This window comes from Pseudomonas sp. FW215-R2, from assembly GCF_058789255.1.
In genome coordinates, this window is record NZ_JBYTBO010000009.1 from 80,436 (window position 1) to 104,256 (window position 23,821).

General features: G+C 52.8%; 22 protein-coding genes. 15 read left to right on the plus strand and 7 right to left on the minus strand.

Annotation, left to right across the window (positions count from 1 at the left end; genetic code table 11):
- Nucleotides 1–201 precede the first annotated feature (201 nt).
- The 10 genes from rfbB to AC3WRD_RS14455 all read left to right on the plus strand — a co-directional run bounded on the left by rfbB (nucleotide 202) and on the right by AC3WRD_RS14455 (nucleotide 11,231).
- Nucleotides 202–1,278 (plus strand): dTDP-glucose 4,6-dehydratase, encoded by a 1,077-nt coding sequence (rfbB, locus tag AC3WRD_RS14410; protein ID WP_102620481.1) that lies wholly within the window; start codon nucleotides 202–204, stop codon nucleotides 1,276–1,278.
- Complete coding sequence (gene rfbD / locus AC3WRD_RS14415) at nucleotides 1,275–2,168, plus strand: dTDP-4-dehydrorhamnose reductase (protein ID WP_102620480.1); 894 nt, start codon at nucleotides 1,275–1,277, stop codon at nucleotides 2,166–2,168. The genes rfbB and rfbD overlap by 4 nt, the downstream gene beginning before the upstream one ends.
- Complete coding sequence (rfbA, locus tag AC3WRD_RS14420; protein ID WP_102620479.1) at nucleotides 2,165–3,055, plus strand: glucose-1-phosphate thymidylyltransferase RfbA; 891 nt, start codon at nucleotides 2,165–2,167, stop codon at nucleotides 3,053–3,055. The genes rfbD and rfbA overlap by 4 nt, the downstream gene beginning before the upstream one ends.
- 55 nt (nucleotides 3,056–3,110) lie before the next feature.
- A complete protein-coding gene (locus tag AC3WRD_RS14425; protein WP_102620478.1) occupies nucleotides 3,111–4,031 on the plus strand; it encodes a glycosyltransferase in 921 nt (306 codons plus the stop codon).
- A 5-nt stretch (nucleotides 4,032–4,036) separates the two neighbouring features.
- Complete coding sequence (locus tag AC3WRD_RS14430) at nucleotides 4,037–5,008, plus strand: UDP-glucose 4-epimerase family protein (RefSeq protein WP_102620477.1); 972 nt, start codon at nucleotides 4,037–4,039, stop codon at nucleotides 5,006–5,008.
- 180 nt (nucleotides 5,009–5,188) lie between these two features.
- The gene (locus AC3WRD_RS14435) at nucleotides 5,189–6,445 is read left to right on the plus strand and encodes a glycosyltransferase family protein (RefSeq protein ID WP_102620476.1); all 1,257 of its coding nucleotides are present in this window, start codon (nucleotides 5,189–5,191) and stop codon (nucleotides 6,443–6,445) included.
- Nucleotides 6,442–7,776 (plus strand): glycosyltransferase, encoded by a 1,335-nt coding sequence (locus tag AC3WRD_RS14440; protein WP_146013085.1) that lies wholly within the window; start codon nucleotides 6,442–6,444, stop codon nucleotides 7,774–7,776. Before AC3WRD_RS14435 ends, AC3WRD_RS14440 begins: the two co-directional genes overlap by 4 nt.
- A 78-nt stretch (nucleotides 7,777–7,854) precedes the next feature.
- A complete protein-coding gene (locus AC3WRD_RS14445) occupies nucleotides 7,855–8,775 on the plus strand; it encodes a glycosyltransferase family 2 protein (protein ID WP_102620474.1) in 921 nt (306 codons plus the stop codon).
- A 107-nt stretch (nucleotides 8,776–8,882) separates the two neighbouring features.
- The gene (locus tag AC3WRD_RS14450; RefSeq protein WP_102620473.1) at nucleotides 8,883–9,734 is read left to right on the plus strand and encodes a class I SAM-dependent methyltransferase; all 852 of its coding nucleotides are present in this window, start codon (nucleotides 8,883–8,885) and stop codon (nucleotides 9,732–9,734) included.
- A gap of 183 nt (nucleotides 9,735–9,917) precedes the next feature.
- The gene (locus tag AC3WRD_RS14455; RefSeq protein WP_146013086.1) at nucleotides 9,918–11,231 is read left to right on the plus strand and encodes an acyltransferase family protein; all 1,314 of its coding nucleotides are present in this window, start codon (nucleotides 9,918–9,920) and stop codon (nucleotides 11,229–11,231) included.
- A 131-nt stretch (nucleotides 11,232–11,362) separates the two neighbouring features.
- Here the strand turns inward: AC3WRD_RS14455 and AC3WRD_RS14460 are convergent, their stop codons facing one another.
- From AC3WRD_RS14460 to AC3WRD_RS14485, 6 genes are read right to left on the minus strand one after another with little or no spacing between them, the layout of a single operon-like run.
- Nucleotides 11,363–12,049, minus strand: coding sequence for a metallophosphoesterase family protein (locus tag AC3WRD_RS14460; protein WP_158243858.1), 687 nt, complete (start codon nucleotides 12,047–12,049; stop codon nucleotides 11,363–11,365).
- Nucleotides 12,050–12,090: 41 nt separating this feature from the next.
- Nucleotides 12,091–13,071, minus strand: coding sequence for an ATP-grasp domain-containing protein (locus AC3WRD_RS14465; RefSeq protein ID WP_096821033.1), 981 nt, complete (start codon nucleotides 13,069–13,071; stop codon nucleotides 12,091–12,093).
- An 8-nt stretch (nucleotides 13,072–13,079) separates the two neighbouring features.
- Nucleotides 13,080–13,901, minus strand: a complete 822-nt coding sequence (locus AC3WRD_RS14470) for an NAD-dependent epimerase/dehydratase family protein (RefSeq protein ID WP_102620470.1) — start codon at nucleotides 13,899–13,901, stop codon at nucleotides 13,080–13,082.
- A 2-nt stretch (nucleotides 13,902–13,903) separates the two neighbouring features.
- Nucleotides 13,904–15,040 carry a DegT/DnrJ/EryC1/StrS family aminotransferase gene (locus tag AC3WRD_RS14475; protein ID WP_102620469.1) on the minus strand — a complete coding sequence of 379 codons (1,137 nt, stop codon included), beginning with the start codon at nucleotides 15,038–15,040 and terminating at the stop codon, nucleotides 13,904–13,906.
- 4 nt (nucleotides 15,041–15,044) lie between these two features.
- Nucleotides 15,045–15,788 (minus strand): ABC transporter ATP-binding protein, encoded by a 744-nt coding sequence (locus AC3WRD_RS14480; protein ID WP_173861324.1) that lies wholly within the window; start codon nucleotides 15,786–15,788, stop codon nucleotides 15,045–15,047.
- 5 nt (nucleotides 15,789–15,793) lie between these two features.
- Nucleotides 15,794–16,573 carry an ABC transporter permease gene (locus AC3WRD_RS14485; RefSeq protein ID WP_102620467.1) on the minus strand — a complete coding sequence of 260 codons (780 nt, stop codon included), beginning with the start codon at nucleotides 16,571–16,573 and terminating at the stop codon, nucleotides 15,794–15,796.
- Between the two features lie 730 nt (nucleotides 16,574–17,303).
- Here AC3WRD_RS14485 and AC3WRD_RS14490 point away from each other — a divergent pair.
- The 5 genes from AC3WRD_RS14490 (at nucleotide 17,304) to fabF (ending at nucleotide 23,180) form a co-directional block, all read left to right on the plus strand.
- On the plus strand, nucleotides 17,304–18,332 hold the full coding sequence (locus AC3WRD_RS14490; RefSeq protein WP_102620466.1) for an MraY family glycosyltransferase: 1,029 nt from the start codon (nucleotides 17,304–17,306) through the stop codon (nucleotides 18,330–18,332).
- An 88-nt stretch (nucleotides 18,333–18,420) separates the two neighbouring features.
- Nucleotides 18,421–20,415 carry a polysaccharide biosynthesis protein gene (locus AC3WRD_RS14495; protein ID WP_102620465.1) on the plus strand — a complete coding sequence of 665 codons (1,995 nt, stop codon included), beginning with the start codon at nucleotides 18,421–18,423 and terminating at the stop codon, nucleotides 20,413–20,415.
- A 110-nt stretch (nucleotides 20,416–20,525) separates the two neighbouring features.
- Nucleotides 20,526–20,861, plus strand: coding sequence for a ComEA family DNA-binding protein (locus AC3WRD_RS14500; protein ID WP_102620464.1), 336 nt, complete (start codon nucleotides 20,526–20,528; stop codon nucleotides 20,859–20,861).
- A 217-nt stretch (nucleotides 20,862–21,078) separates the two neighbouring features.
- Nucleotides 21,079–21,873, plus strand: coding sequence for an SDR family NAD(P)-dependent oxidoreductase (locus AC3WRD_RS14505; protein WP_102620463.1), 795 nt, complete (start codon nucleotides 21,079–21,081; stop codon nucleotides 21,871–21,873).
- Nucleotides 21,874–21,905: 32 nt separating this feature from the next.
- Complete coding sequence (fabF, locus tag AC3WRD_RS14510; protein WP_102620462.1) at nucleotides 21,906–23,180, plus strand: beta-ketoacyl-ACP synthase II; 1,275 nt, start codon at nucleotides 21,906–21,908, stop codon at nucleotides 23,178–23,180.
- On the opposite strand, the gene AC3WRD_RS14515 is transcribed toward fabF, so the two are convergent.
- Nucleotides 23,177–23,734 carry a TetR/AcrR family transcriptional regulator gene (locus tag AC3WRD_RS14515; RefSeq protein WP_102620461.1) on the minus strand — a complete coding sequence of 186 codons (558 nt, stop codon included), beginning with the start codon at nucleotides 23,732–23,734 and terminating at the stop codon, nucleotides 23,177–23,179. The genes fabF and AC3WRD_RS14515 overlap by 4 nt on opposite strands.
- Nucleotides 23,735–23,821 lie beyond the last annotated feature (87 nt).

Genomic DNA, 23,821 nt, shown 5'->3' on the forward strand with positions numbered 1-23,821 from the left:
GAATTTGCGGCGCTGCCTGTCTATATCCATTAGTAAAACGTTAATTAAGCTGTAAAATGCAGCCCTTGTTCGATAGTGGCATCGTTACCACATTGATTCAGACTGACTCTGACGGAGGCCTGGGTTATGACGGCTTTCGCATTCATGGATTAGGCTGCGCTCGTTGTGGGCGCGGTCCGTAGCTCAAGGGTATGGTTTCGCGTGAAAATTCTAGTAACCGGCGGCGCCGGGTTTATCGGCTCGGCAGTCATCCGTCATATCATTTCCAACACTAACGACGCTGTCGTGAACGTTGACAAGCTGACTTACGCTGGCAACCTTGAGTCGTTGGGTGAAGTTAGTCAAAACTCACGTTATGCCTTTGAGCGTGTCGATATCTGCGATCGTGATCAAATTGATCGTGTCCTTCGGGAACACCAACCGGATGCAATCATGCATTTGGCTGCTGAATCCCATGTTGACCGTTCGATTTCCGGTCCGTCCGAATTCATCCAGACCAATATCATCGGCACCTACACGTTGCTGGAAGCTGCACGCCAATACTGGTCTGCGCTGGACGATACCCGCAAAGCCGCGTTTCGCTTTCATCACATTTCCACTGATGAAGTGTACGGCGACCTCGAAGGCCCTGAAGATCTCTTCACCGAGACCACGCCTTATCAGCCAAGCTCGCCATACTCTGCCAGCAAGGCCAGCTCCGACCACCTGGTTCGTGCCTGGGCCCGTACCTACGGCCTGCCGACACTGGTCACCAACTGCTCGAACAACTATGGTCCGTGCCACTTCCCTGAGAAGTTGATTCCGCTGATCATTCTCAATGCACTGGAAGGCAAGCCACTGCCGGTTTACGGCAAGGGCAATCAAGTGCGTGACTGGTTGTACGTAGAAGATCATGCACGTGCGCTGTACAAAGTCGTCACCGAGGGTGTCATCGGTGAGACGTACAACATTGGTGGTCACAACGAAAAGCAGAACATCGAAGTGGTTCAAACCCTTTGCGCGCTGCTGGATGAGCTCCGTCCGGACTCAGCTCATCGCCCGCACGCAAGCTTGATTACTTATGTTCAGGATCGTCCGGGACATGATCAGCGTTATGCGATCGATGCGAGCAAGATTCAGCGTGAACTCGGCTGGGCGCCAGAAGAAACCTTCGAGACCGGTATTCGCAAGACGGTGGAATGGTATTTGAACAACGCGCAGTGGGTCGAGCATGTGAAAAGCGGCAGCTATCAGCAGTGGATTGATCAGAACTACAGCGATCGCTCCAATAAAGCATGAGAATCCTTCTTCTTGGAAAAAATGGTCAGGTGGGTTGGGAGCTGCAGCGCTCCCTGGCGCCGCTAGGTGAACTCATCTCGCTGGATCGCCACCTGCTCAACGGCCTGCAGGGCGATCTGTCGGATCCGGAGGCGTTGCGCGCAACGATCCGGCATCTGAAGCCGGACGTGATAGTCAACGCTGCCGCCTACAACGCTGTCGATAAAGCAGAGTCCGAAAAGGAACTCGCTGCCCTGATCAATACCCAGGCAGTCGCCGTCATGGCGGATGAAGCATTGGCTCTGAATGCCTTGCTGGTTCACTACTCTACTGATTATGTGTTCAGTGGTGAGGGTGATGTTCCCTGGAAGGAAGATGACCCTGTTGCGCCCCTTAATCAATACGGAATCAGCAAGCGCGCTGGCGAAGAGGCAATTGTTGCTTCCGGCTGTTCGCACTTGATCTTTCGTACGAGCTGGGTCTATTCCGTCAGAGGCAACAACTTCGCGAAAACCATGTTGCGTCTGGCCAAGGAGCGTGAGGCGTTAAATGTGATTTTCGATCAGGTGGGTGCGCCAACCGGTGCTGACCTGATTGCCGATGTCACTGCCCACGCCATTTTGAAAGTGAAGCAAAGTGCCGATTTGGCGGGCATCTACCATCTGGTTGCCGGTGGTGAAGTTTCCTGGCACGGCTATGCTTCCCATGTCATAGAGTTCGCGCGAAAGATTGGCGAGCAATTGAAGGTGACTGAAGTAAACCCGATCGAGTCGGCGGCCTACCCGACTCCGGCCCGTCGTCCCTTGAATTCACGCCTGAACACCCAGAAACTGCGAAATAATTTTGCCCTTCGCCTGCCGGAATGGCAAAGCGGCGTAAACAGAATGCTGATGGAAGTTTTTAATAAATGATCAAGACAAATCGAAAGGGAATTATTCTGGCCGGTGGTTCGGGAACACGCTTGCACCCGTTGACGTTGGGTGTTTCCAAGCAAATGTTGCCGATCTATGACAAACCGATGATTTTTTATCCGTTGTCCGTGCTCATGCTCGCAGGTATGCGAGAAATCCTGATCATTTCCACCCCTGAAGATCTGCCAAACTTTCGCAAGCTGCTCGGTGACGGCAGCCGCTACGGTATTCAGCTGACCTACGCCGAACAACCAAGTCCTGATGGTTTGGCTCAGGCCTTCATTATCGGTGAGGAGTTCATCGGTAAGGATCCGTGCTGTTTGATCCTCGGTGACAACATATTTTACGGTCAGCACTTCTCCGATAACTTGCGTTCCGCCAGCACTCAGGAAAAAGGCGCGACGGTCTTCGGTTATCACGTTTCTGATCCTGAGCGTTTCGGCGTCGTTGAGTTCGATGCGACTGGTCGGGCATTGAGCATCGAAGAAAAACCGCTCAAGCCTAAATCCAGTTACGCTGTCACCGGTCTTTATTTCTACGATAACCAGGTTGTCGATATTGCCAAGGGCATCAAGCCGTCCGAGCGAGGCGAGCTGGAAATTACAGACGTTAACCGTGCCTATCTCGAGCAACAAACCCTCAATGTCGAAATGCTCGGTCGAGGCTTTGCATGGCTGGATACCGGTACTCACGACTCGCTGCTTGAGGCGAGCCATTTCGTGCACACCATCGAACACCGCCAGGGTTTGAAGGTGGCGTGCCTTGAAGAAATTGCATACAACAATGGCTGGATTACGTCGGATCAGTTGAGCGAGCAGGCAGAGGCCCTCAAGAAAACAGGCTACGGGCAATACCTGAAAAAATTGTTGGATTCGACTTCTTTCTGAGTCTGGAAAGTTCGACATTCAAACAAAGCGTTCAATCCGTGCAAGCAGGAACGGCATGCCAGTAGAACATCCGAAGGTTGCAGTTTTACTGGCTGCCTATAATGGAATACCGTGGATTGAGGAGCAGCTTTCCTCAATCCTCAATCAATCAGCAGTTAATGTAACTGTTTACATCAGTATTGATCCCTCTTCAGACGGTACGGAAGCGCTGTGCCGAGCATACGCCGTTGAGCATCCCGGTGTGGTGATCCTCCCTGAATCCGGACGATTTGGCGGCGCATCGCGTAATTTCTTCAGACTTATCCGTGATGTCGACTTCGATCACTTCGACTTCATCGCTTTTTCGGATCAGGATGACATCTGGCATTCGAACAAGCTGTTTCGTGCAACTCAAAGCATTGCAGAGCAAAGCGTTGATGCGTACTCCAGTAACGTCACTGCATTCTGGCCTGATGGCAAGACTGTCCTTCTGGACAAAGCGCAGCCACAGGTCGATCTGGACTATTTGTTCGAGGCTGCCGGGCCGGGTTGTACTTACGTTATGAGTAACGCTCTGGCGGGCTCGTTAAAGGCTTCAATGCTTGCGAACTGGCAGCAACTGCAAGGCGTCAGCCTGCACGACTGGTATTGCTATGCCTATGCACGAAGCAACGGCTATCGCTGGTATATCGATCCAGGGGCATCTATGGATTATCGCCAGCACGAGCGTAATCAAGTCGGTGCCAATACCGGTCTTCGGCCATTGATTACCCGCTATAAAACCATCCATGACGGCTGGTGGTTCAGTCAGGTTGAACTCATTGCAACGTTGGTGAAGCCGGAGCAGGCGTCATCGGTCGTCAGTGGTGGGCAGTTGCGTGGGATGCAACTGGTCAAGCTTTCCTTCAGGGCCTGGCAATGCAGGCGTCGGGTAAGGGATAAGGTCTTCTTCTTCTTTATCTGCTGGGCTAGCGCATTGTTGGGGAACAAGTCTTGAGCATCATGCCAAAACCGAGCATTTTTGTGTCCGGTGCCAGCGGGTTCGTCGGGCAGCGGCTGGTCATGCGCCTGTTGCTCGATAAAAAATACGCGCCTATCGCTGCCGCGCGTCGTGCTACGCAATTGCAGGGATTATGCCCGACTGTGTCTTTTGACATGGATAACCCGAGTCACCGGCCTGATTTGAATGGCGTGGATGTAGTTGTTCATACGGCCGCGCGAGTGCATGTGATGAATGAACTTGCCGAGGACGCCCTCGCTGAGTTTCGCAAGGTCAATGTGGAAGGAACCTTGCGACTGGCGAAGCAGGCAGCAGAAGCAGGAGTGCGACGCTTCATTTTCATCAGTTCGATCAAGGTCAATGGGGAAGGCACGCTCCCGGGGAAACCGTTCAGCGCAGATGATGCGCCTGCTCCCCAAGACCCTTATGGGGTCTCCAAGTACGAGGCCGAGCAAGCACTGAAGCAACTGGCACTCGAGACTTCAATGGAGGTTGTGATCATTCGCCCTCCACTGGTCTATGGACCTGGAGTCAAAGCCAATTTTCTGAACATGTTGCGCTGGCTCGACAGAGGGGTTCCGCTGCCGTTAGGTGGCATACGCAACCAGCGAAGTCTGGTTGCGCTTGGCAACCTGGTGGATTTTATCGTCACGTGTATCAATCATCCTGCAGCAGCCAATCAGACATTTCTGGTTAGCGATGGTCGGGACCTCTCCACGCCTCAGTTATTGAACAGCCTGGCGAACGCTCTGGATAAGCGATCCCGGCTGATTGCCTTGCCAGAGTGGCTGATACTCTCTATGGCGACGCTGCTGGGCAAACAAGCGATTGCAAGTCGGGTCTGCGGTTCTCTGCAGGTTGACATCTCCAAGAACTATGAGTTACTGGGGTGGACTCCACCGATACACTCAGATCGAGCCATGCGTCAGACGGCCATTCACTATCAGGAAACATTGGTAAAGCACCGTGCCTGATACCCTGAAGATTCTGAATTCTCTTTCTTCGGTGCCGCAGGCGCGAATGGCGCTCTATAGATGTAACGCACGATTGATGACGGGAATGTTTTGAATGTGAAGCTTTGATTGAGTCTCGCGGCGCGCGGCGGGATACTTCGGATTAACGGTTTAGACTATTTTTACTACTATGGATTATGTATGTCATTCAGCAAAATAAATTTCTGGATTGAAGGTGATATTTCGACCACAAGGATTGTATCGCGCCTGCTGAATGATGTGAGTGGTGAAGGTAGTTGCGATACCCGACTGCTAAGCACTGTTGGCTGGTCATCCCTCGTCAGCGGTGTCAACATCTTTTGCCGGAGTTGTGATCCAAGATACGCCTGGTTGCCGACATACTTGCGCGAGCATGGCATTCCCTATGCGTATTATCTCGATGACAATTTCTGGAAAATCACCGGCTCGGGAGAGTTGGCACGCTATTACAAATCGGCAGAAGTCGTCATGTCGCTTGACGCTTTTGTTGAGAATGCCAGTTTCGTGATTACGCACAACAAAACATTTGCCGAATTTATCAATCGAAGATTTCCCGATGTGAAGTGTGAGTTGTTACCTGTCCCTTTTGACACTTCGCTGATCCGTAAGATTGCAAAAAAACTTGCAGTAAAACCTGCAAGAGACGCCGTGGTCGGGTACGCCGGTGGCTATAAGGAAGAAGAGTTTGCGCTGCTTCAGGAAGTGGTTGAGCAGTTAGGGAAAGAGCGGCCGGAAATTCGCTTTGAGTTCATCGGTGGTGTTTCCGATGAATTACGCAGCTTGAATAATGTGCAGTGGTTCCCCGGATTTTCGGACTATTCAAAATTTCTTGAGTTCAAAATGGGGCGAAACTGGAGTGTCGGGTTGGCGCCGTTGATGGAAAGCCAGTTCAACGCTTCCAAGACGAATAATAAGTTTAGAGAGTACGGTGGCTGCGGGATATCCGCGATCTATAGCAATACGACGCCCTATGTCGAGTGCGTAGTGTCGGAGCGCTCCGGTCTGTTGGTTGATAACAATGTCGCCGATTGGGTGGAGGCTATCAAGCGTCTCGTTGATAATCCTCAATTACGCGAAACGATAAAGGAAGAATCCTTCAAATATGTCGAATTGAACCATTCGCATGAGTCGATTATTCCAACCTGGCGCGAGGCACTCGACAGAATTTCTCATAATTCTGAACGCTTGATGTCTTCCAGAATTAGATTCAACTATGTAAAACATTTCCATCTGAGCGGCATGTCACGCGTCGCCAAGAGAATGGAAGGCGCGACAGCGACTTCGATATATGGATTCGTATTGAAAGGAAAGTTGAAGTCGCTCTTGAACAGGGCTCCTGTTCGAAAAGTGATAAAAACCTTTGCTTTTGTTGCACTGATTGCTGCCGGTTTGTATCTCCTGAAGGCGGGCATAATGTGAGGAAAAAAACTGTTTTGATCGTCTGTAATGATGTCGTCGGGCTAAAAATGGCCGGGCCGGCAATCAGATGTGTGGAAATGGCAAAGGTTCTCTCACAAAGCTTTGACGTTAAGCTATATGCACCGAAAGTTCAGCCGTTGGTTGACGTATTGTTCGAAACAAAAAAGTTCTCGGACGCGGATTTCAAGTCGACAGCAGAAAATGCGGATTTTCTGATAGTTCAAGGTGACGCTTTAAGATCACATCCTTTTTTAAAGGAATCAAAAGGTTGCCTTGTGGTAGACCTTTATTGCCCGGTTCCACTTGAATATCATCAGGCCTCCGAGGGTGTAAGCCTTGATGTAAGAGGAATGACCAGCAATTTTTTATGCGATGTGCTGCTTGAGCAACTCGTGTACGGAGATCACTTCCTTTGTGCCAGTGAAAAACAGCGAGAATTCTGGCTGGGTGCACTGACGTTGGCCGGACGAGTCAACGCAGATCGTTGGCCGCAGGCGAGTCACGCCGATGTTTCCGACCTGATATCGCTGCTGCCATTTGGATTGTCGTCGCAGCGGCCGGCGCTGACCAGGCGAGCGATACGCTCAACCTTTAATATCCCTGCAGATGATTTTGTTCTTGTATGGGGAGGTGGGTTGTATCAATGGTTTGATCCATTGACGCCTATCAAGGCCGTCCACCGCCTGGTTTCGGAAGGTGCACGAGTGCATCTCGTGTTCATTGGGGTCAAGCATCCAAATGCCAGCATTGCTCAGCATGATATGTGTGCTTGCGCAGTCGATCTGGCCACCGAGCTCGGGTTGATCGATAAATTTGTCCACTTTAATTTTGGCTGGGTGGACTATGACGATCGCCATAATTTTCTGCTTGATGCAGATGCCGGTATAAGTTCTCACTTTGATAACCCTGAAACGCGCTTCTCGTTTCGAACCCGGATGCTGGATTATCTCTGGTGTGACTTGCCGATCATCGCAACACAAGGCGATGTGTTTGGTGATTCTCTGATTCCCGAGGGGACGGGTATATCCGTCGGCTTTGAAGACCTTGAGGGCTGGGTTCAGGCTATAACGGTCTTGATGACTGATAAAAGCGAGCATAAAAGATACCAGGAAAACGTTCGCAACTATTCAAAAGGCTTCCGCTGGGACTCTGTAGTACATCCTTTGCTTGAAAGGCTTGGGACAATGACTGTTGCGCCTGATCGATCACTGGTCCGGTCGCACTACGTGAGTGCCAATCAATCAACGGGTTTTTTCTTTCGTTTGCGACGTCGCTATGCTTCAGGCGGGATTCTATCGATTCTCGCGGCTGTGTGGAGACGTTTACGTTAAATGAGGAGTTCCAGGATTGAGGTCGCGTAGTTTGACGTTCCGTAACTATATAAATGGGCATGAGCAGTCGAGTTTTATATGAAAAATCAAGTCCCATCTGTATGTGCAGTGATCATTACCTTCTTTCCAGATCTGGGTAACTTGAGGAATTTGATCGAGTCTTTAAGCGCGCAGGTCGATAGCATCGTTATTGTGGACAATGGGTCGTCGGATTCGATGGAGCTTTTTGTCAGCAAGTTAAGTATTGAAAACAGACCTGTTGTTCTCAGTCTTGGTGAAAACCTGGGTATCGGTCACGCACAGAACGTTGGTATTGAATATGCCAAGACTTCCGACGCAGCCTACGTCGTACTGTTTGATCAGGATAGCTGTCCCGAGAAGAATATGGTTGTGAAGCTGCTTTCGGCAGCGAGGGAGCTGGAGTCATCTGGAGTTCCCTTGGCAGCGGTTGCGCCAGGTTACAAAGACTTCGACGGCGGCAAATTGTCCAGTTTTGTACGTATCGGGTATTTCGGTTTTTCTCGAATAGACTGCGCCCCTGACAGCGGAGTCGTCGAGGCAGACTTTCTAATTTCCTCCGGATCGCTGATTCCCCTTTCGGCAATCGCCAAGGTCGGGGGCGTGGATGCGAGCCTGTTTATCGATCACGTCGACACTGAATGGTGCTTGCGCGCGAAGTCTATGGGACTCAAGCTATTTGGCGTAAACGACGCAATCATGCTGCATTCGTTGGGTGATCGCAGAGCCAGATTCTGGTTTCTTCGTTGGCGAACCGTTCCGTACCATTCACCTTTCCGTTATTACTATATGTTCCGTAATAGCATTCTGCTTCAGCAAAGATCCTATATGCCGCTTCGTTGGAAAATAGCCGACCTTGCACGATGCCTGAGGGCGCTGGTTTTTTTTGGTGTTTTTTCTTCGGATCGAATGGCGTGCGTTAAGATGATGCTCCGTGGTACGCGAGATGGAATAGCCGGTGTTACTGGAAAGATGAAATGAACGCTGTCAGGGGCGCCCGGTGATTCGGGTGTGTAAGGTAAGTGGCTTGCATCGTGATCTACGTGTATAGCGCTTAGAGTCATATCAAATATGAGTAGGTTTTATTTATGGTAGTTCTTGATATTGGCTGTGGAAGGAAAAAAATCACCGGGGCAATCGGCATTGATTTTTCTGCGATGAGCGATGCCGATATCACGCTTGATCTCAATAAGGAACGCCTCCCGTTTGAGGACAGCAGTGTTGATTTCATTTTTTCATCGCATACTCTAGAACATTTGACGATCGAGGGCTTTCTTCATGTCATGGAGGAGTGCTATCGGGTTTTGAAGCCGGCTGGTCAACTCAAGATCGTTGTTCCCTATTTTACAACCACGGCTAACCTGGCCAATCCATTTCACAATAACAACATCTGTTTCAACGAGCATACGTTTCGGTTCTTTTCCTCTGATTCGGAAACAGATGCAATGGCGAAGCACGAGTATGCATCACCCAGTTGCCCGCATTGGGGGCTGAGATACTCTGCGAACAGTGAAATCGGTATTGAGTTCAAGACCTTGTCAGTATCCTATTTCTACTTTCCAGAATATGTGGACTCTTCTGACGAGGAGAAATTTTTGGCACGCTCCTCGAAAATGAATGTGGTGGATCAGATCGCCTATTCCCTGGAAGCGGTCAAGCCGTGTCCTGTGCGTCCTGAAACAGGTCCTGTCGGGACCAAGGATGACCCGTTTGCATTTGTTGAGCAGCAGCTCCAGCACATCAATAATCAGATCGCCTATCTTGAAGCTAGAGAGGTGGATGAGTCAGAACTCCTTACTGCGAAGCGTGTAGTGACGACTACGAGAAAAGACGGAAGTATTTTCAGTGTTGACGGGGTTCTGACGCCAGTCAACTTCCTGGTTTATGAGCTTGATGCCGTCATTCAGGATCTTCGTCGCAAGATTGATGCTCTGGGGTAGTCGAGCCAAGACGCTACGATCATCTGTCTCGCACCTCTAAGTCCCGACAGAATGCTTACTGTTTTTAGTGAGCAAGATGCCGGGATTTTTTGATTCCGTTTGTATTAGACCGAATGAAACGCTCGCCGAGGATCTCGCCGGTGGGTAGGTGGCCGCCTTTTGTCTGGATTCAGGATAGGGGGCGTGGCGGTGTTACTGCGTCCCCTCCCAACCACTCCTTCGTACAGGGCAAGCAGAGACAGAGCCTTGTCGGAAGGCGGACGGTTTTGTTCACCCGGCGCCCTGCACGACGGTACAATTCAGAAACTATTTAGCCAAGCCAGAGGATTGTCTGCAATGGGTTATATCAAGGAGCACTGGGGCTATTTGACCGGTGCGGGTGCGTATCCGGGCGTCGATTGCTTAAGGGCGCTGGCGGTTGCGCTTGTAGTTCTCTACCACTTCCATTTGTTTCCTGTCGGTTGGATAGGCGTAGACATATTTTTTGTACTGAGTGGTTTTTTGATCGGTGGAATTATTCTCGATAAAACAACATCGGGTCGTTTCGATTTTGTGGAGTTTTACAAGAAGAGAGCTTTACGAATACTTCCAATTTATTATTTTATAATGCTTTTGTGTTTTGTATTGAAAGCGGGTGGGGTGTTCGATTTTATAGCTGTAAAAAGCATGCTTTCGGGGATGTTGTTTCTGCAGACAACGGGGCCTTACTTCTTTCCGGGCTATTTCAATATCAATGAGGCTTACATCCCTGGCGGCTCGTGGAGTCTGGTCATTGAGGAGATGTTCTACCTGATTGCCCCATTGGTGATTGTCCTGGTTTCTTACCTTTCGGGTAAAAAGCCATGGCCGATGCTGGTTGTGCTGGTGGTTGCTTATCTTTCAGGTATTGCAGTACGGGCCGCAATGACATCAGGTTTTGCACCCGATGATTCCAGTTGGTACTTCGCAAGTTTTATTCAGTTCCATTCTCGATATGATGAACTGGCAGTCGGTGTCCTGGCGGCGGCTTACTTAAGGTTTACCCGTGATGTAAGATCGCAATCCGCGTGGTGGATTTCGGCGGCAATTATTCTGAGTTTTCTTTTTCTTGTTTATATCTATGGAAAGCCTGAGTTTCTTGCGAAGCCGTTCCTGATAACGCGAGACACCCTTTGGCTGCCAACACTCTTGGGGGCGATAGGTGCTTGTTTTGTGCTCGGTGCTTACTGGATGCCTCTACAAGTAAAACCCATTGTGTTGCTTGCCAGGTTGTCGTACCCGCTTTACCTGGTTCATATATTGTTTCTTGAGATCACCAATAGGTACATCGGTGGCGGTTTTCTCAAGTGGTTGGCTGATACATTTACCGAACACGGCTTGTCTATAATCCGGATAGCAATCTGTGTTTTTCTTTCTTATCTTGTTTCCTTGTTGGTGGAATATCCATTTATCAGGATGTACAAGAGGAAAGATAACAAGAGGGTAAGCAAGGAGGGGATGGAAGTGGCTCCCGTGTAAGCCGGTTTCTCGTCTTTGACATTCTGCTCGTGGGGCAGTGTGTGGTCGAAGAGGATCGCGACTTGTATGGGAAACCTGGCCGGGAAGGAAGAACTTCCTCCTCGGCCAAGCTATCCTGAGATGCTAAGTGTTTACGCGGTTCTTGACAGGATTTCGATCATCGCTTCTTGAATGCCTGCTTCTCGAAGTCTGTTTTTATAGGCATCGATATCATAATTTGCTCTGAAGAACTCTACAGTTCTTGAGTGCGCATCGATAGACGCGTAACACGCTCCGGGAATTCTGTCCCTGGCCTGGCCTACAGAACCCGGGTTGACGATGATTCCGGCTCCGGCTGGCCGTTGCATTGGATGGTGCGTGTGTCCGAGCACCAGGTAGTCCATTGCGTCGGGCCAGGCAAAGCCTATCTCCGTATCCTTATAGATGTACTCTTCAGCGTTATGTGGGCTTCCGTGCGCTACATACAGGGCTGTATCGACAGGCGTGCTTTTTTCATCGGTCGAAAAGCGCAGCTCCAGAGCGTCCGGAAGTGATGAAAGCCACTTCAGGTTCTCGTCGGTCAGCGATTCTCGTGTGCTCTGTATTCTGTACTTCGATTCTCGGCTATCGGAATAGCTGAGCTCGCCCAGTACGTATTTGTCATGATTGCCTTTTATGCAATGTACTTTGCGTTCTCGCAGTAACTGGCAAACCTCGTTCGGCTCGGTGTAGTAGCCCAGGAGGTCGCCAGCGCAAACGATATCCGCCGAGGGCGGTATTGAGTCCAATACCGCTTGCAGGGCGGGGAGGTTGGCGTGTACATCGGCAATGATGTACACGGGCGCTCCACGATAAGGTAACAGCAAGGGGAGGCTGCTCATTATTCGAAGTACAGCTCTTCGTAGTAACGCAGGAATCGGCCAGACTGTGCAATCTTCCAGCCATTGAAAGGTTCTTGTTTGACGATGTTGTATACAAAGGCTGCGCACGAGTTGTAGCCGTAGTATGCCTTGGAGGCCTCGGTTGAACTCAAACGACCATTGATTTCAAACAAAACGGGACCGGTTTCGGTCTGGATCAACTGAACGTTGAAGTGGCCAAAGTCCAAGCCTTCTTCAATCAGTGCCTTGCCGATATTATTCAGATAAGAGGAAATGCTTTCATCCAGGACGATTTCACCATAGGAGGTGGCGCCGTCCGGCGTCAGTGTTCTCTTGAAAATGATATGGTTGATTTCTTTGGTGTAACGGTCAACGTAGCAACCGCAAGTGTACTCGTTGCCTGTCAACAGTTCTTGAACCAGGAAGGAGTCAACTTTGATGTTTTCTTCCGCGATCAGCTTCTTGGCTTCAGCGAGCCCGGAAACCTTATAGATGCTGCGAGAAGAGGAGCTATGGTTCGGTTTGATTACAATCGGGCCGGAGATGTTGCCGGACTCCAGGTACTCACTCAGCGAGCTGGTCTTTGGAACTCTGATGCCATGTCGCTCCAGCACGGCTGACGTGGAGACCTTGTCCATGCAGATGTCAGTGATGCTTGAGGAGAGCGTTGCGGCTCGCAGTGTTTCATCGCGATAGTTGGCTACCGCCGCCAGCTCGTGCTGTGTGCCGGAGAACACAATTTGAATGTCGTGCTCTTTTACATAGTTTCGCAGGTGGCTGTGATACTCAGGGGATGCCGCCAGAGGAAAGATAGGCGTCTTGACTACAGGTGCTGAGGGCAGGGAAAAAAAGCGCCCGGCACCCAGCTCTTCACTGTTGGCGAAGTGGATGTTCAGAGGCTCGCCAAAGTCGTGAAATGCCAAGGCCTTGTAAATGCTCTGTCCCATTACAGAGCCCGCACCGGTAATCAGAATATTCATGTTCTATGTTAAACCTGTAAATTGATTTCTTCGACATAGCCAGCGAAAGCACTTTTGAAAGAGCTCCACTGAGGGGCATAGCCTGGCAGGATTGTCGGCTGCATGGTTCTGACATCAAAAGCCGACAGATCATTTTCTACGTGTTTGTTGATGACTTCCAGCCCGGTCATTTCGGCTGCCAGCGCCACGATTTCAGCAATGCTGGCAGAGTCCGGGTAGCCAGTGTTCAGAACGCGTGTTGTCGATGCCAGATCAAATCCGTCTGTCGCAATCCATTTCAGTAATTGGACCAGTTCAGTGATGTGGACATACGTGCGTCTTTTGAGGCCTGCACCGTACTGAGCGAGACTGCTCTTCTGGCGGATGCTTTGCTCGATCGCCTTGAAGAAGTTTCCGTGTTTCTGGCCTACGCCAAAGACATCGGCAATTCTTACCGAGACAAAGGGGACTCTGATCAGATCTTCGAACAGTTTTTCGCCGAAAACCTTGGAGGCAGAGTAGTAATCGTTGCAGCGCAGCTTATCGCCAGTGCGGCAGTTCAAGGCGTAGGGGTAGACGTTGTTGGTGGAAGCGTAGATCAAGCCACGATGTTTTTCGTTGACCTGTTCCAGTACCAGCGTGTCGATAAGGGTGTTTTCAGAAAGTGCGCTGCTTGTATTGTTCATGTTTGCCGCAAGATGAACAATCAATGAGCCAGCTGGAAGTTGAGTAAAGTCAGTCTCAACAAAATCTGGAGTCTCGAAAGACTCCAGAAATTTGCTTCCGACATATCCGGTTGATCCGGTTACCGCAATGCGGTAACCGGCTGAATATTTGCATCGGAGATTCATGGTCAGAGACCCGTTCTGACTACTTTCTTCAGAGTCTCTACGATGAACTCTACGTCATTCTTGGTAACGCCCATGTGCATCGGCAGAGAGATCAGCTCATTGCTGGCCTTGTGTGCGGCAGGGCATTTGCCGGCGCCCGAGCTGTACAAGCGGTATTCGGTGTTGTCGCGATAGTGCACGCCTGGGTAGATCTCGTGCTCATTCATGGCCATCAGTACTTCATCGCGTTTTGCAACACGAACCTGGAACAGGTGGCGGGACGATTCGCAGCCTGGCGAAACCAGAACCGGCTCGATCAGTGTTTCGCCTTCCAGGGCTTCCAGGTACCAGTCGGCCAGCTGGCGGCGATAGGCGTTGTCGCGGTCAAGGTACTTCAGCGAGACCAGGCCGATGGCGGCCATGATGGAGTTGCCGTGATATTTGAAACCCAGCTCTTCCACGTCGTACTTCCATTTGTAGGCACCCTGACTGGCGGTGCGTGCAAATGTGTCCTTGTTGATCCCGAGCCATGCCAGCTTGCGTGCACGTTCGTCGTCTTCCTTGTCGCGGAAGCAGATCATCCCGGAGTCGGCGGTTGCCAGGTTTTTTACGGCCTGGAAGCTGAATACGGTGACGTCTGCGTCGTGGCCAACGTGCTTGCCGTCAACACGGGTACCCGCCATGTGAGCGGCGTCCAGAACGACCTTGATGTCGCGATCCTTGCACAGCTTGAGCACTTTTTCGTACTGGCCGACGTTACCGCCCAGGCCGACGAAGATGATCGCCTTGGTCTTGTCGGTGATCTTGCGCTCTACATCGACCGGGTCAAGGCAGAGGTATTGGTCGACATCAGCGAAAACCGGGGTGAGTTCGGCTTGGATGATCGCGTGGTTGGTCGATACGAAGGTCAGCGCCGTAGTGATGACTTCGGCATCGTCGCCCCAGCCATACTTCGTCTTCATCATGTGGAATGCCAGGTGCAGACCAACCGTGTTGGAGCTCAGGAAGTGCGCATGCGGCAGGCCTGTGTAGGCTTTCCAGGCCTCTTCCATTTCGACTGTCTTGAAGCCCAGACCGGTCCAGCCTTTTTCCAGGCATTCGCGGATGCCTTCAAGGCATTCGTCGACTCGGAAGTTTGGAACAAAAAGTTGCGTTGCCACAGTATCACCCCGCGTGATTATTCAAATATTTGTTAATAACGACATCTGGCTCACCATCTTCGACGATGCTGCCGTGATCGATCCAGATAACTCTATTGCACAGCTTGCGCAGCAAGTCGGGCTGATGGGATACGAATACCATGATGCTAGAGCTATCAATGAAATCATGCATGCGTGCCAGTGCCTTATCGATGAATTCTGCATCACCACCGGCAAAAAGTTCATCGAGAATAAGAATGTCTGGATGAACGGCGGTGGCGATAGCAAAAGCCAGGCGCATGTACATCCCTGTGGAGTAGTACTTCACAGGGGTGTCAATGAACTCGGCCAAACCCGTGAATTCAATGATTTCGGGTTCGATCTTTTTGAGCATGGACTTGCTGTAGCCGAGAATCGCGCCGTTGAGGTAGATGTTCTCACGGCCGCTCAGCTCAACGTTGAAGCCTGCTCCAATTTCCAGCAGAGGGGCAATTCGGCCATTGACCGTTACAGATCCCTCTGTCGCGCAGTAAATGCCGCAAATGGCTTTCAGCAGCGTACTTTTTCCTGCTCCGTTGTGACCCACAATCCCGATCCGGTCGCCATGAACGATCTCGAGATTGAGGTTTTTCAGTGCGCGGAATTCCGTGTATTTGCTTTTGTTGTGGCGCTTCAGCAGCCCAGCAAAAAATTCCTTCAGCGACTGACCTTTATCATGGTACAGGCGGAAGTTTAGATTTAGATCTTTTATCGAGATACTTGAGTTCATATCGATCACAACTTGAATACTATGTATCGATCATGCTTTTTGAATATGTACATACCAAAAAGCAAGCTGAGAATTGCCAGTGTCACAACCTTTGCATAAACATCGGGTCCGGCGAGGGAGCCTTCATAGATAGGCAGTCGGAAGATTTCGATGAACAGGGTCAACGGGTTCAACGCAAAGATCCATCTGTAGGTCTCCGGAACGAAAGAGAGCGGGTAGATGATCGGCGTCAGATAGTAAAGGGCTTGCAGCACCACGCCCACGATGTTGGGCAGGTCACGGAACGAAACGGTCGCGATGCTCAATGCCAGTCCCAGGCCTACTGCAAAGGCGAACAGCAACAGGAAGTTTATTGGCAGGATAAAGAGCGAAGCAGTAAAAGGAGCGCCGATGGCAAGGGCGATGATGAACAGGCAGATCGTGCTGAAAATAGCGTCGACCAGCAGGCTTATCGAGGTGGAAATGACGAAAATCTGTTTCGGTATGTGGATTTTCTTGATTAATGACTCGTTGTTCAGCAATGCCTGCATGCCTTGGGCCAGGCAGTTCGAGAATAGCGTGAAGGGTACGAGTCCCGAGAACAGAAAGATTGCAAACGTCTTGAGTGGCCATCTCATGATCATCGAGAATACGATAGAGGTCACGACCATGGTCAGTAGCGGGTTTAACAATGTCCAGAAAAAACCGAGAGCGGTTCTTCTGTAACGCATTGTCAACTGTTGCCAAATCAACTGCTTGAGCACTAATTTGTATTGGAATAGCTCTTTAAAAAAAATGCTGAACACAATGTTTTATTCCGAGGCGAAAGGCCAGATTGCATGTTTCTCAAAAAGAGGTCGCCCTTGCATGTGGACGGCCTGCCAAGTGTTTTACTGATACCGTTGTGTTGAACGTTGCCCGGGTATCAGGAAAACATATCCATGTCCGCAAAATAATCATGCTCCGAAAGCGTGGTGCATGATGCAGTTGAGTTTGATTGTTTCAGCCGTTCGCTGATAATCGCTTTTTCGGCTTTACACATGCTTGCACCTCCATTTCTTTCGGAATTCCGAATCAGCCTGCCTGGACCGCGCGACAGCATACCAGCATGCATCGGTCGAATGAAGCCAGCCACCCATTTAGGCGAGGGGCGACGAGCGGTGAAAGCCACGCTGTGCGAGCGATTGGCCAGGTTTGGCCGGTGTACGGTCAATGGGTGGTCCGTGTGTATTCGGGCAGGTGCTCTGTGGACTTGTCTTGCGCAGCAGCCAGGTTCGATGTGCTTGATGTGAAGGTGTGGAGGTTCTCTCGAGGGGGCATTATCCTTGGCTGTCGTTGAAGGAGCGGCTGACCGTTCACGAAAGGCAATCATGTGCCGGTGGCACTGATCAATAACACCTGCGCTGTTGCGGTCACCTTCCAAAGGAAGAGAGTACTCCGGCAAGATCAGGTTGAAGCCTGACAGAGCATTCTCCTGGGGTTGTCCGAGCGCAGTGTTGTATCAAATTAGCCGACTTTTTCGGAGCCCGGTCGAGTATGAGTTTCTGGTGGTTTTTTATTGGCGCGGGTGTCGCATCGTTCGTGCTCACGGCCCTTTTGCGCCAATATGCGCTCGCACGCAGTCTGATGGATATTCCCAATGCCCGCAGTTCGCACTCGGTTGCGACACCGAGGGGCGGCGGCGTTTCGATTGTGATCGTGTTTCTTCTAGGGCTTTGCGTTCTCTATGGACAATCGCTGACAAGCCTTGCCACCTTTCTCGGGATGGCGGCGGCGGGAGTCGTCATAGCGGTTATCGGGTTTATGGATGATCACGGCCACATTGCCGCTCGCTGGCGGCTTGCCGGGCATTTCTGTGCGGCAGCCTGGATGGTTTTCTGGCTCAACGGTTTCGAGACGATCAAGCTGTTCGGGCTGACCGTTCATCTGGGCTGGAGCGGTGCCGTCATTGCGGCGATCTATCTGGTGTGGATGCTCAACCTCTACAACTTCATGGACGGTATCGATGGCATTGCCAGCGTCGAGGCGATCAGCGCCTGCGCAGGGGCATGCCTGCTGTACGCGCTTGATGGTCAGCCGGTGTTGATCTGGGTTCCGCTATTGTTATCCCTGGCGGTCGCAGGTTTTCTGATCTGGAACTTTCCGCCCGCCAGAATTTTCATGGGCGATGCAGGCAGCGGGTTCCTTGGCATCATTCTGGGTGGTATTTCGCTGGCGGCTGCTAGTGTTGATTCCAGGTGGTTCTGGGTCTGGAACATTCTGCTGGGCGTTTTCATCGTTGATGCGACATTTACGCTGTTGCGCCGATTGGTGCGGGGGGACAAAGTTTATGAGGCTCATCGAAGTCATGCTTACCAGTACGCCTCTCGCCTCTACGGCAAGCATCTCCCGGTGACGCTTGGGGTCTTGTTGATCAATGTATTCTGGTTGCTGCCCGTGGCTTTTTCGGTTGTGTATCTTGATGTCGATGGTGCAGCGGCTCTGACGATTGCCTATGTGCCCCTGTTACTGATTGCCATCAAGTATCGCGCGGGTGAGCTGGAGCGTCCCGTCCCTACAGCGTAGCGCACAATACATTTGGGTCCGGCCGTCATGAATTCCCGTAAAATGCCAACACATCGTCGTCAGGGAAAGGGCCATCCGGTTGAGGTTTATGGATAAGATACGAGCGTTTTTGTTGGGGTTACCGAGGCGGCAGAAGCGCCTCATCCAGGTCGCTACGGACATTTTTCTGGTCTGGATGGCTTTGTGGCTGGCGTTCATCGTTCGTCTCGGGATTGACGATATGTACAACCCGCTGCGCATTCATTTCTGGCTATTCGCTTGCGCTCCCGTCATCGCCGTTCCTCTTTTCATACGATTCGGTATGTACCGTGCCGTGATGCGCTATTTCGGCAACGATGCGCTGATTGCGATCATCAAGGCCGTCAGCCTTTCTGCCTTGATCCTGGCACTTGTGGTTTTCTGGTACAGCAATCATGAAGCTGTCGTCCCGCGCTCGATCATTTTCAACTACTGGTGGCTGAGCCTTGTGATCATCGGTGGGCTGCGCCTGTGCATGCGCCAGTACTTCATGGGTGACTGGTTCACCGCAGCGCAACATGTACCGTTCGCCAGCCGGGATGATGGCCTGACCAAAGTGGCGATCTACGGGGCGGGTGTCGCGGGCAACCAGCTTGTCGCGGCATTGCGCATGGGGCGGGTCATGCGTCCTGTCGCGTTCATCGACGATGATTCCAGTATTGCCGACCGGTCTATCTCGGGTCTGCAGGTCTACAAGCCAAAACACATTCAACAGATGATCGATGTCACCGGGGCGCAGGAAATTCTCCTGGCGCTGCCTTCATCGACTCGGGCGCGTCGCAGGGAAATCCTCAATCTGCTGGAGGGTTTCCCCCTTCATGTGCGCAGCGTGCCCAATTTCACGGATCTGGCCAGTGGCCGGGTCAAGGTCGAGGATATCCAGGAGGTCGATATCGCCGACCTGCTGGGGCGTGACTCGGTGCCGGCTCAGCCGGACCTGCTCGAGCGCTGCATCCGGGGCAAGACCGTGATGGTCACCGGGGCGGGTGGATCGATCGGTTCGGAGTTGTGCCGGCAAATCTTTGTGTTGGGGCCGACCACCCTGTTGCTGTTCGAACACAGCGAATTCAATCTTTACAGCATTCTGTCCGAACTTGAGCAACGGGGATGCCGGGAGGCGGTGCGGGTGCGGTTGCTGCCCATCCTCGGTTCGATCCGTCAGCCGGAAAAGTTGCTCGACGTAATGAAAACCTGGAAGGTCGACACCGTTTACCACGCGGCGGCCTACAAGCATGTACCGATGGTTGAACACAACATTGCCGAGGGTGTGTTGAACAACGTGATCGGTACGCTCAACACGGCGCAAGCGGCGTTGCAGTCCGGTGTTTCGAACTTTGTACTGATCTCGACCGACAAGGCTGTTCGCCCGACCAACGTCATGGGCAGTACCAAGCGTCTGGCAGAGTTGACCCTCCAGGCTCTGAGTCGGGAAGTGGCTCCGGTGCTGTTCGGCGACAAGGCCAATGTTTCCCGTGTCAACAAGACCCGCTTCACCATGGTGCGTTTTGGCAACGTGCTGGGTTCGTCCGGTTCCGTGATCCCGCTGTTTCACAGCCAGATCAAGTCCGGCGGGCCGCTGACCGTGACTCATCCGAAGATCACCCGCTACTTCATGACGATCCCGGAGGCGGCACAACTGGTGATCCAGGCAGGTTCCATGGGGCAGGGCGGTGATGTGTTCGTGCTGGATATGGGCGAGCCGGTCAGGATTGTCGAACTCGCCGAGAAAATGATTCACCTGTCGGGTTTGAGTATTCGTTCCGAGCGCAATCCTCAGGGCGACATTTCCATCGAGTTCACAGGTTTGCGCCCGGGTGAAAAGCTCTACGAAGAATTGCTGATCGGCGACAATGTTGCCGCCACGCCGCATCCGATGATCATGACGGCCAATGAGGACCACTTGCCCTGGGACGTTCTGAAGTCCCGGCTGAGTGAACTGCTCGCGGCTGTCGAAGCGGATGACTACTCCCGCGTCCGCCAGCTTCTGCGCGAAACGGTCAGCGGCTACACCCCGGACGGCGAGATAGTCGACTGGATCCACCAGCAGCGCCGCCTCGAACCCTGATTGTTTCACATCCTGTAACGGACGCATTTTTGACTTGTCCCGATCATCGCCTAACTTTGAGGAGCAGCTTCGGAAAAGCTGCTTTCTCAATTGATGATGGAGCGTCACTTATGCGTACCGGTTATTTCTACTCCCTGATTTTTGCCCTGCTGACTAGCGCCTCGATTGCCGCAATCGCTGCGCCTGTGGCGCCGTCCGATACGAACAAGTCTCCTCTGGTGATGGATTCGTCAGCCACTTCCGACGTCCACAAAGTCGATCTCAACGGGGCCGATGCAGCCACCCTTCAAAAGGAGCTGGCGGGTGTTGGAGAGGCCAAGGCCAAGGCAATTGTTGCATATCGTGAAACAAACGGGCCGTTTGCATCCGTCGATGAGTTGCTGGAAGTGAAAGGCATCGGCAAAGCGATCCTGGATCGCAATCGCGACAAACTGGAAGTGAACTAAGCTGATTGTTCAACGCCAAGGGGCCGGTCATTGACCGGCCCTTTTTGCTTTCCGGTTCTGAAGGACTGTGAAGAGGGCTGAGGGCCTTTTCGTCGGAACATGTAAAATTATGGCTATCATATTGCGTTGAGATTATGCCTATAATAATTTCGCCCTCCCCGGAAGCTTTCCTGCTTTCAGAGGCTGCTCATTCCTCACGCATTCCAGGAGTATCGTCATGAATTCCCCGAAATCCCAAGGTACGGCGCTTGTCACGGGCGCGTCTTCCGGCATTGGTGCGGTGTATGCCGAGCGGTTGGCGGCGCGTGGTTTTGATCTGTTGCTGGTGGCTCGCGATCAGGAGCGCCTGGAGTCTGCTGCGGGCAGGCTGCGGGACGCTCACGGTGTCCAGGTCGAAGTATTGAAGGCTGATCTGACGCAAAAGGACGAAGTGCTCAAGCTTGAGCAGCGCCTGCGCAGCGATTCCAGCATCAGCCTGCTGGTGAACAATGCAGGGGTGGCGGTCAATGGATTGCTGGCCAATGCCGATCCCGAGGTGCTGGAACAACTGATTCAATTGAACGTCACCACACTGACCCGATTGGCAGCCGCCGCAGCCGCTGCGTTTACCAAGGCCGGGCGCGGCACGATCATCAATATCGCGTCAGTGGTCGCCTTGTTCCCCGAACGTTTCAATGCCACCTACAGTGCCAGCAAGGCCTACGTGTTGAGCCTCACTCAGTCGCTCAATACGGAGCTCGAAGGCACCGGGGTCAAGGTGCAAGCGGTATTGCCGGGTGTGACCCGCACTGAAATCTGGGAACGTTCCGGTTTTGATGCCAGCGGTATTCCGGCGGAGATGGTCATGGAGGCGGGCGAGATGGTGGATGCCGCGCTGTCGGGGCTGGATCAGGGTGAGCTCGTCACCATTCCTTCGCTGCCCGATGCCGCAGAGTGGCAAGCCTTCGTTGCCGCACGTCATGTGATGGCGCCCAACCTGTCCCACAGTTCGGCGGCCAGCCGTTACAAGTAAAAAACTTAAGAGTCGTGAGAGGTCAACCCGATATGGATCAGCGTCGAATAGTTGTCACGGGTATGGGCCTGGTATCGCCCTTGGGCAGTGGTGTCGAAGTCGTCTGGCAGCGTCTGCTTGCCGGGCGCTCGGGCTTGCGCCAGTTGCCGGAAGCGGTGGTTGCCGATCTGCCGGCCCGGGTCGGTGGTGTGGTGCCGACGACGGAAGAAGACGCCGAAGCCGGTTTCGATCCGGATCGGGCGACGCCGCCCAAAGAACAGAAGAAGATGGACCGTTTCATTCTGTTCGCCATGGAGGCTGCCCGTCAGGCGCTGGAGCAAGCTGGATGGCAACCTTCGGACGCCAATGCTCAGGAACGCACGGCCACCATCATCGGTTCGGGTGTCGGTGGCTTCGGTGCGATTGCCGATGCCGTGCGTACCACCGACAGTCGTGGGCCACGGCGTTTGTCACCGTTCACCATTCCGTCGTTTCTGGTCAACCTCGCGGCAGGCCATGTCTCGATTCAGCACGGGCTCAAAGGTCCGATTGGCGCACCGGTCACCGCGTGTGCCGCGGGTGTCCAGGCGATCGGTGACGCCGCTCGGCTGATTCGCGCCGGTGAGGCCGATATTGCGGTGTGCGGTGGTGCAGAAGCGTCTATCGATCGAGTCAGTCTTGCCGGTTTCGCAGCGGCGCGGGCGTTGTCCAGCGGCTACAACGAAACACCCGAACGAGCCTCGCGGCCGTTCGACAGTGGCCGGGACGGTTTTGTGATGGGTGAAGGCGCAGGGCTGCTGGTGATCGAATCGCTGGATCACGCATTGGCCCGTGGTGCCAGGCCACTGGCTGAACTGGTCGGCTACGGCACCAGCGCCGACGCCTATCACCTGACTGCTGGACCGGAAGACGGCAGCGGAGCTCGACGAGCCATGACGTTGGCGCTGGCTCAGGCCGGTATCGCGCCGGATCAGGTGCAGCATCTGAATGCGCATGCGACCTCGACGCCGGTTGGCGACCTGGGTGAACTGGCTGCAATCAAGTCGGTGTTTGGAACGCAGAACAAAATCGCCGTGACCTCGACCAAGTCCGCCACCGGGCATTTGCTGGGTGCTGCCGGCGGCCTTGAGGCGATCTTCACGCTGCTGGCGATCCGCGACCAGGTCGTTCCGCCGACCCTCAACCTGGACAATCCCGATCCGGCCAGCGAAGGCGTGGACATTGTCCACGGTCAGGCGCGGTCGATGCCGATCGAGTACGCGCTGTCCAACGGGTTCGGATTCGGTGGGGTCAATGCGAGCGTGTTGTTCAAGCGTTGGCGGGATTAGTCTTCGGAGCGCTTGAGGTGTTCGCGGGTGACGTCGAGGATCTGTTGGGCAAGCCCGGCATCCGCGACGCTGCGTGAGAGCAGGAGCGCGCCCGCCAGTGTGGCCATGATGACGATGCTGCGTTCGGCCGCGTCCTCGCCTTCGAGGGTGTTCTGGATCTGATCCAGACGCGCTTTCAGCACGGCGTCGCTGGTCGGGCTCGGTTGGCCGCGCAATCCCAGTTCCGAAGAAATGGTCAGCAGCGGGCAGCCTTCATGAGGCGAGGTCTGGTGCCATTCGGACAGGTACGTATCGATGAAGGCTTCCAGCGGTTTTTCCTGGGCGAACAGTTCCTCGCACAAGCCTGCGACCTGATCGCCGGCGGCTTGCAGGGCTTTTTCGACCAGGTCGTCCTTGGATTTGAAATGCGAATAAAAGCCGCCGTGGGTCAGGCCCAGCGCTTTCATCAACGGTTGCAGTCCGGTCGCGCTGATGCCGTCCTTGCGAAACCGTTCGGACGCTTCCTTGATGATGCGCTGATGGGTCTGGGCTTTATGATCTTGCGAGTAACGCATTTAAACTCTCCGCAACAAGAGCACCATCTTAACCAATGAGAATTGAATGGTGACTGTACTTCTACTTCTAAAAAGCCTGCCGATGAA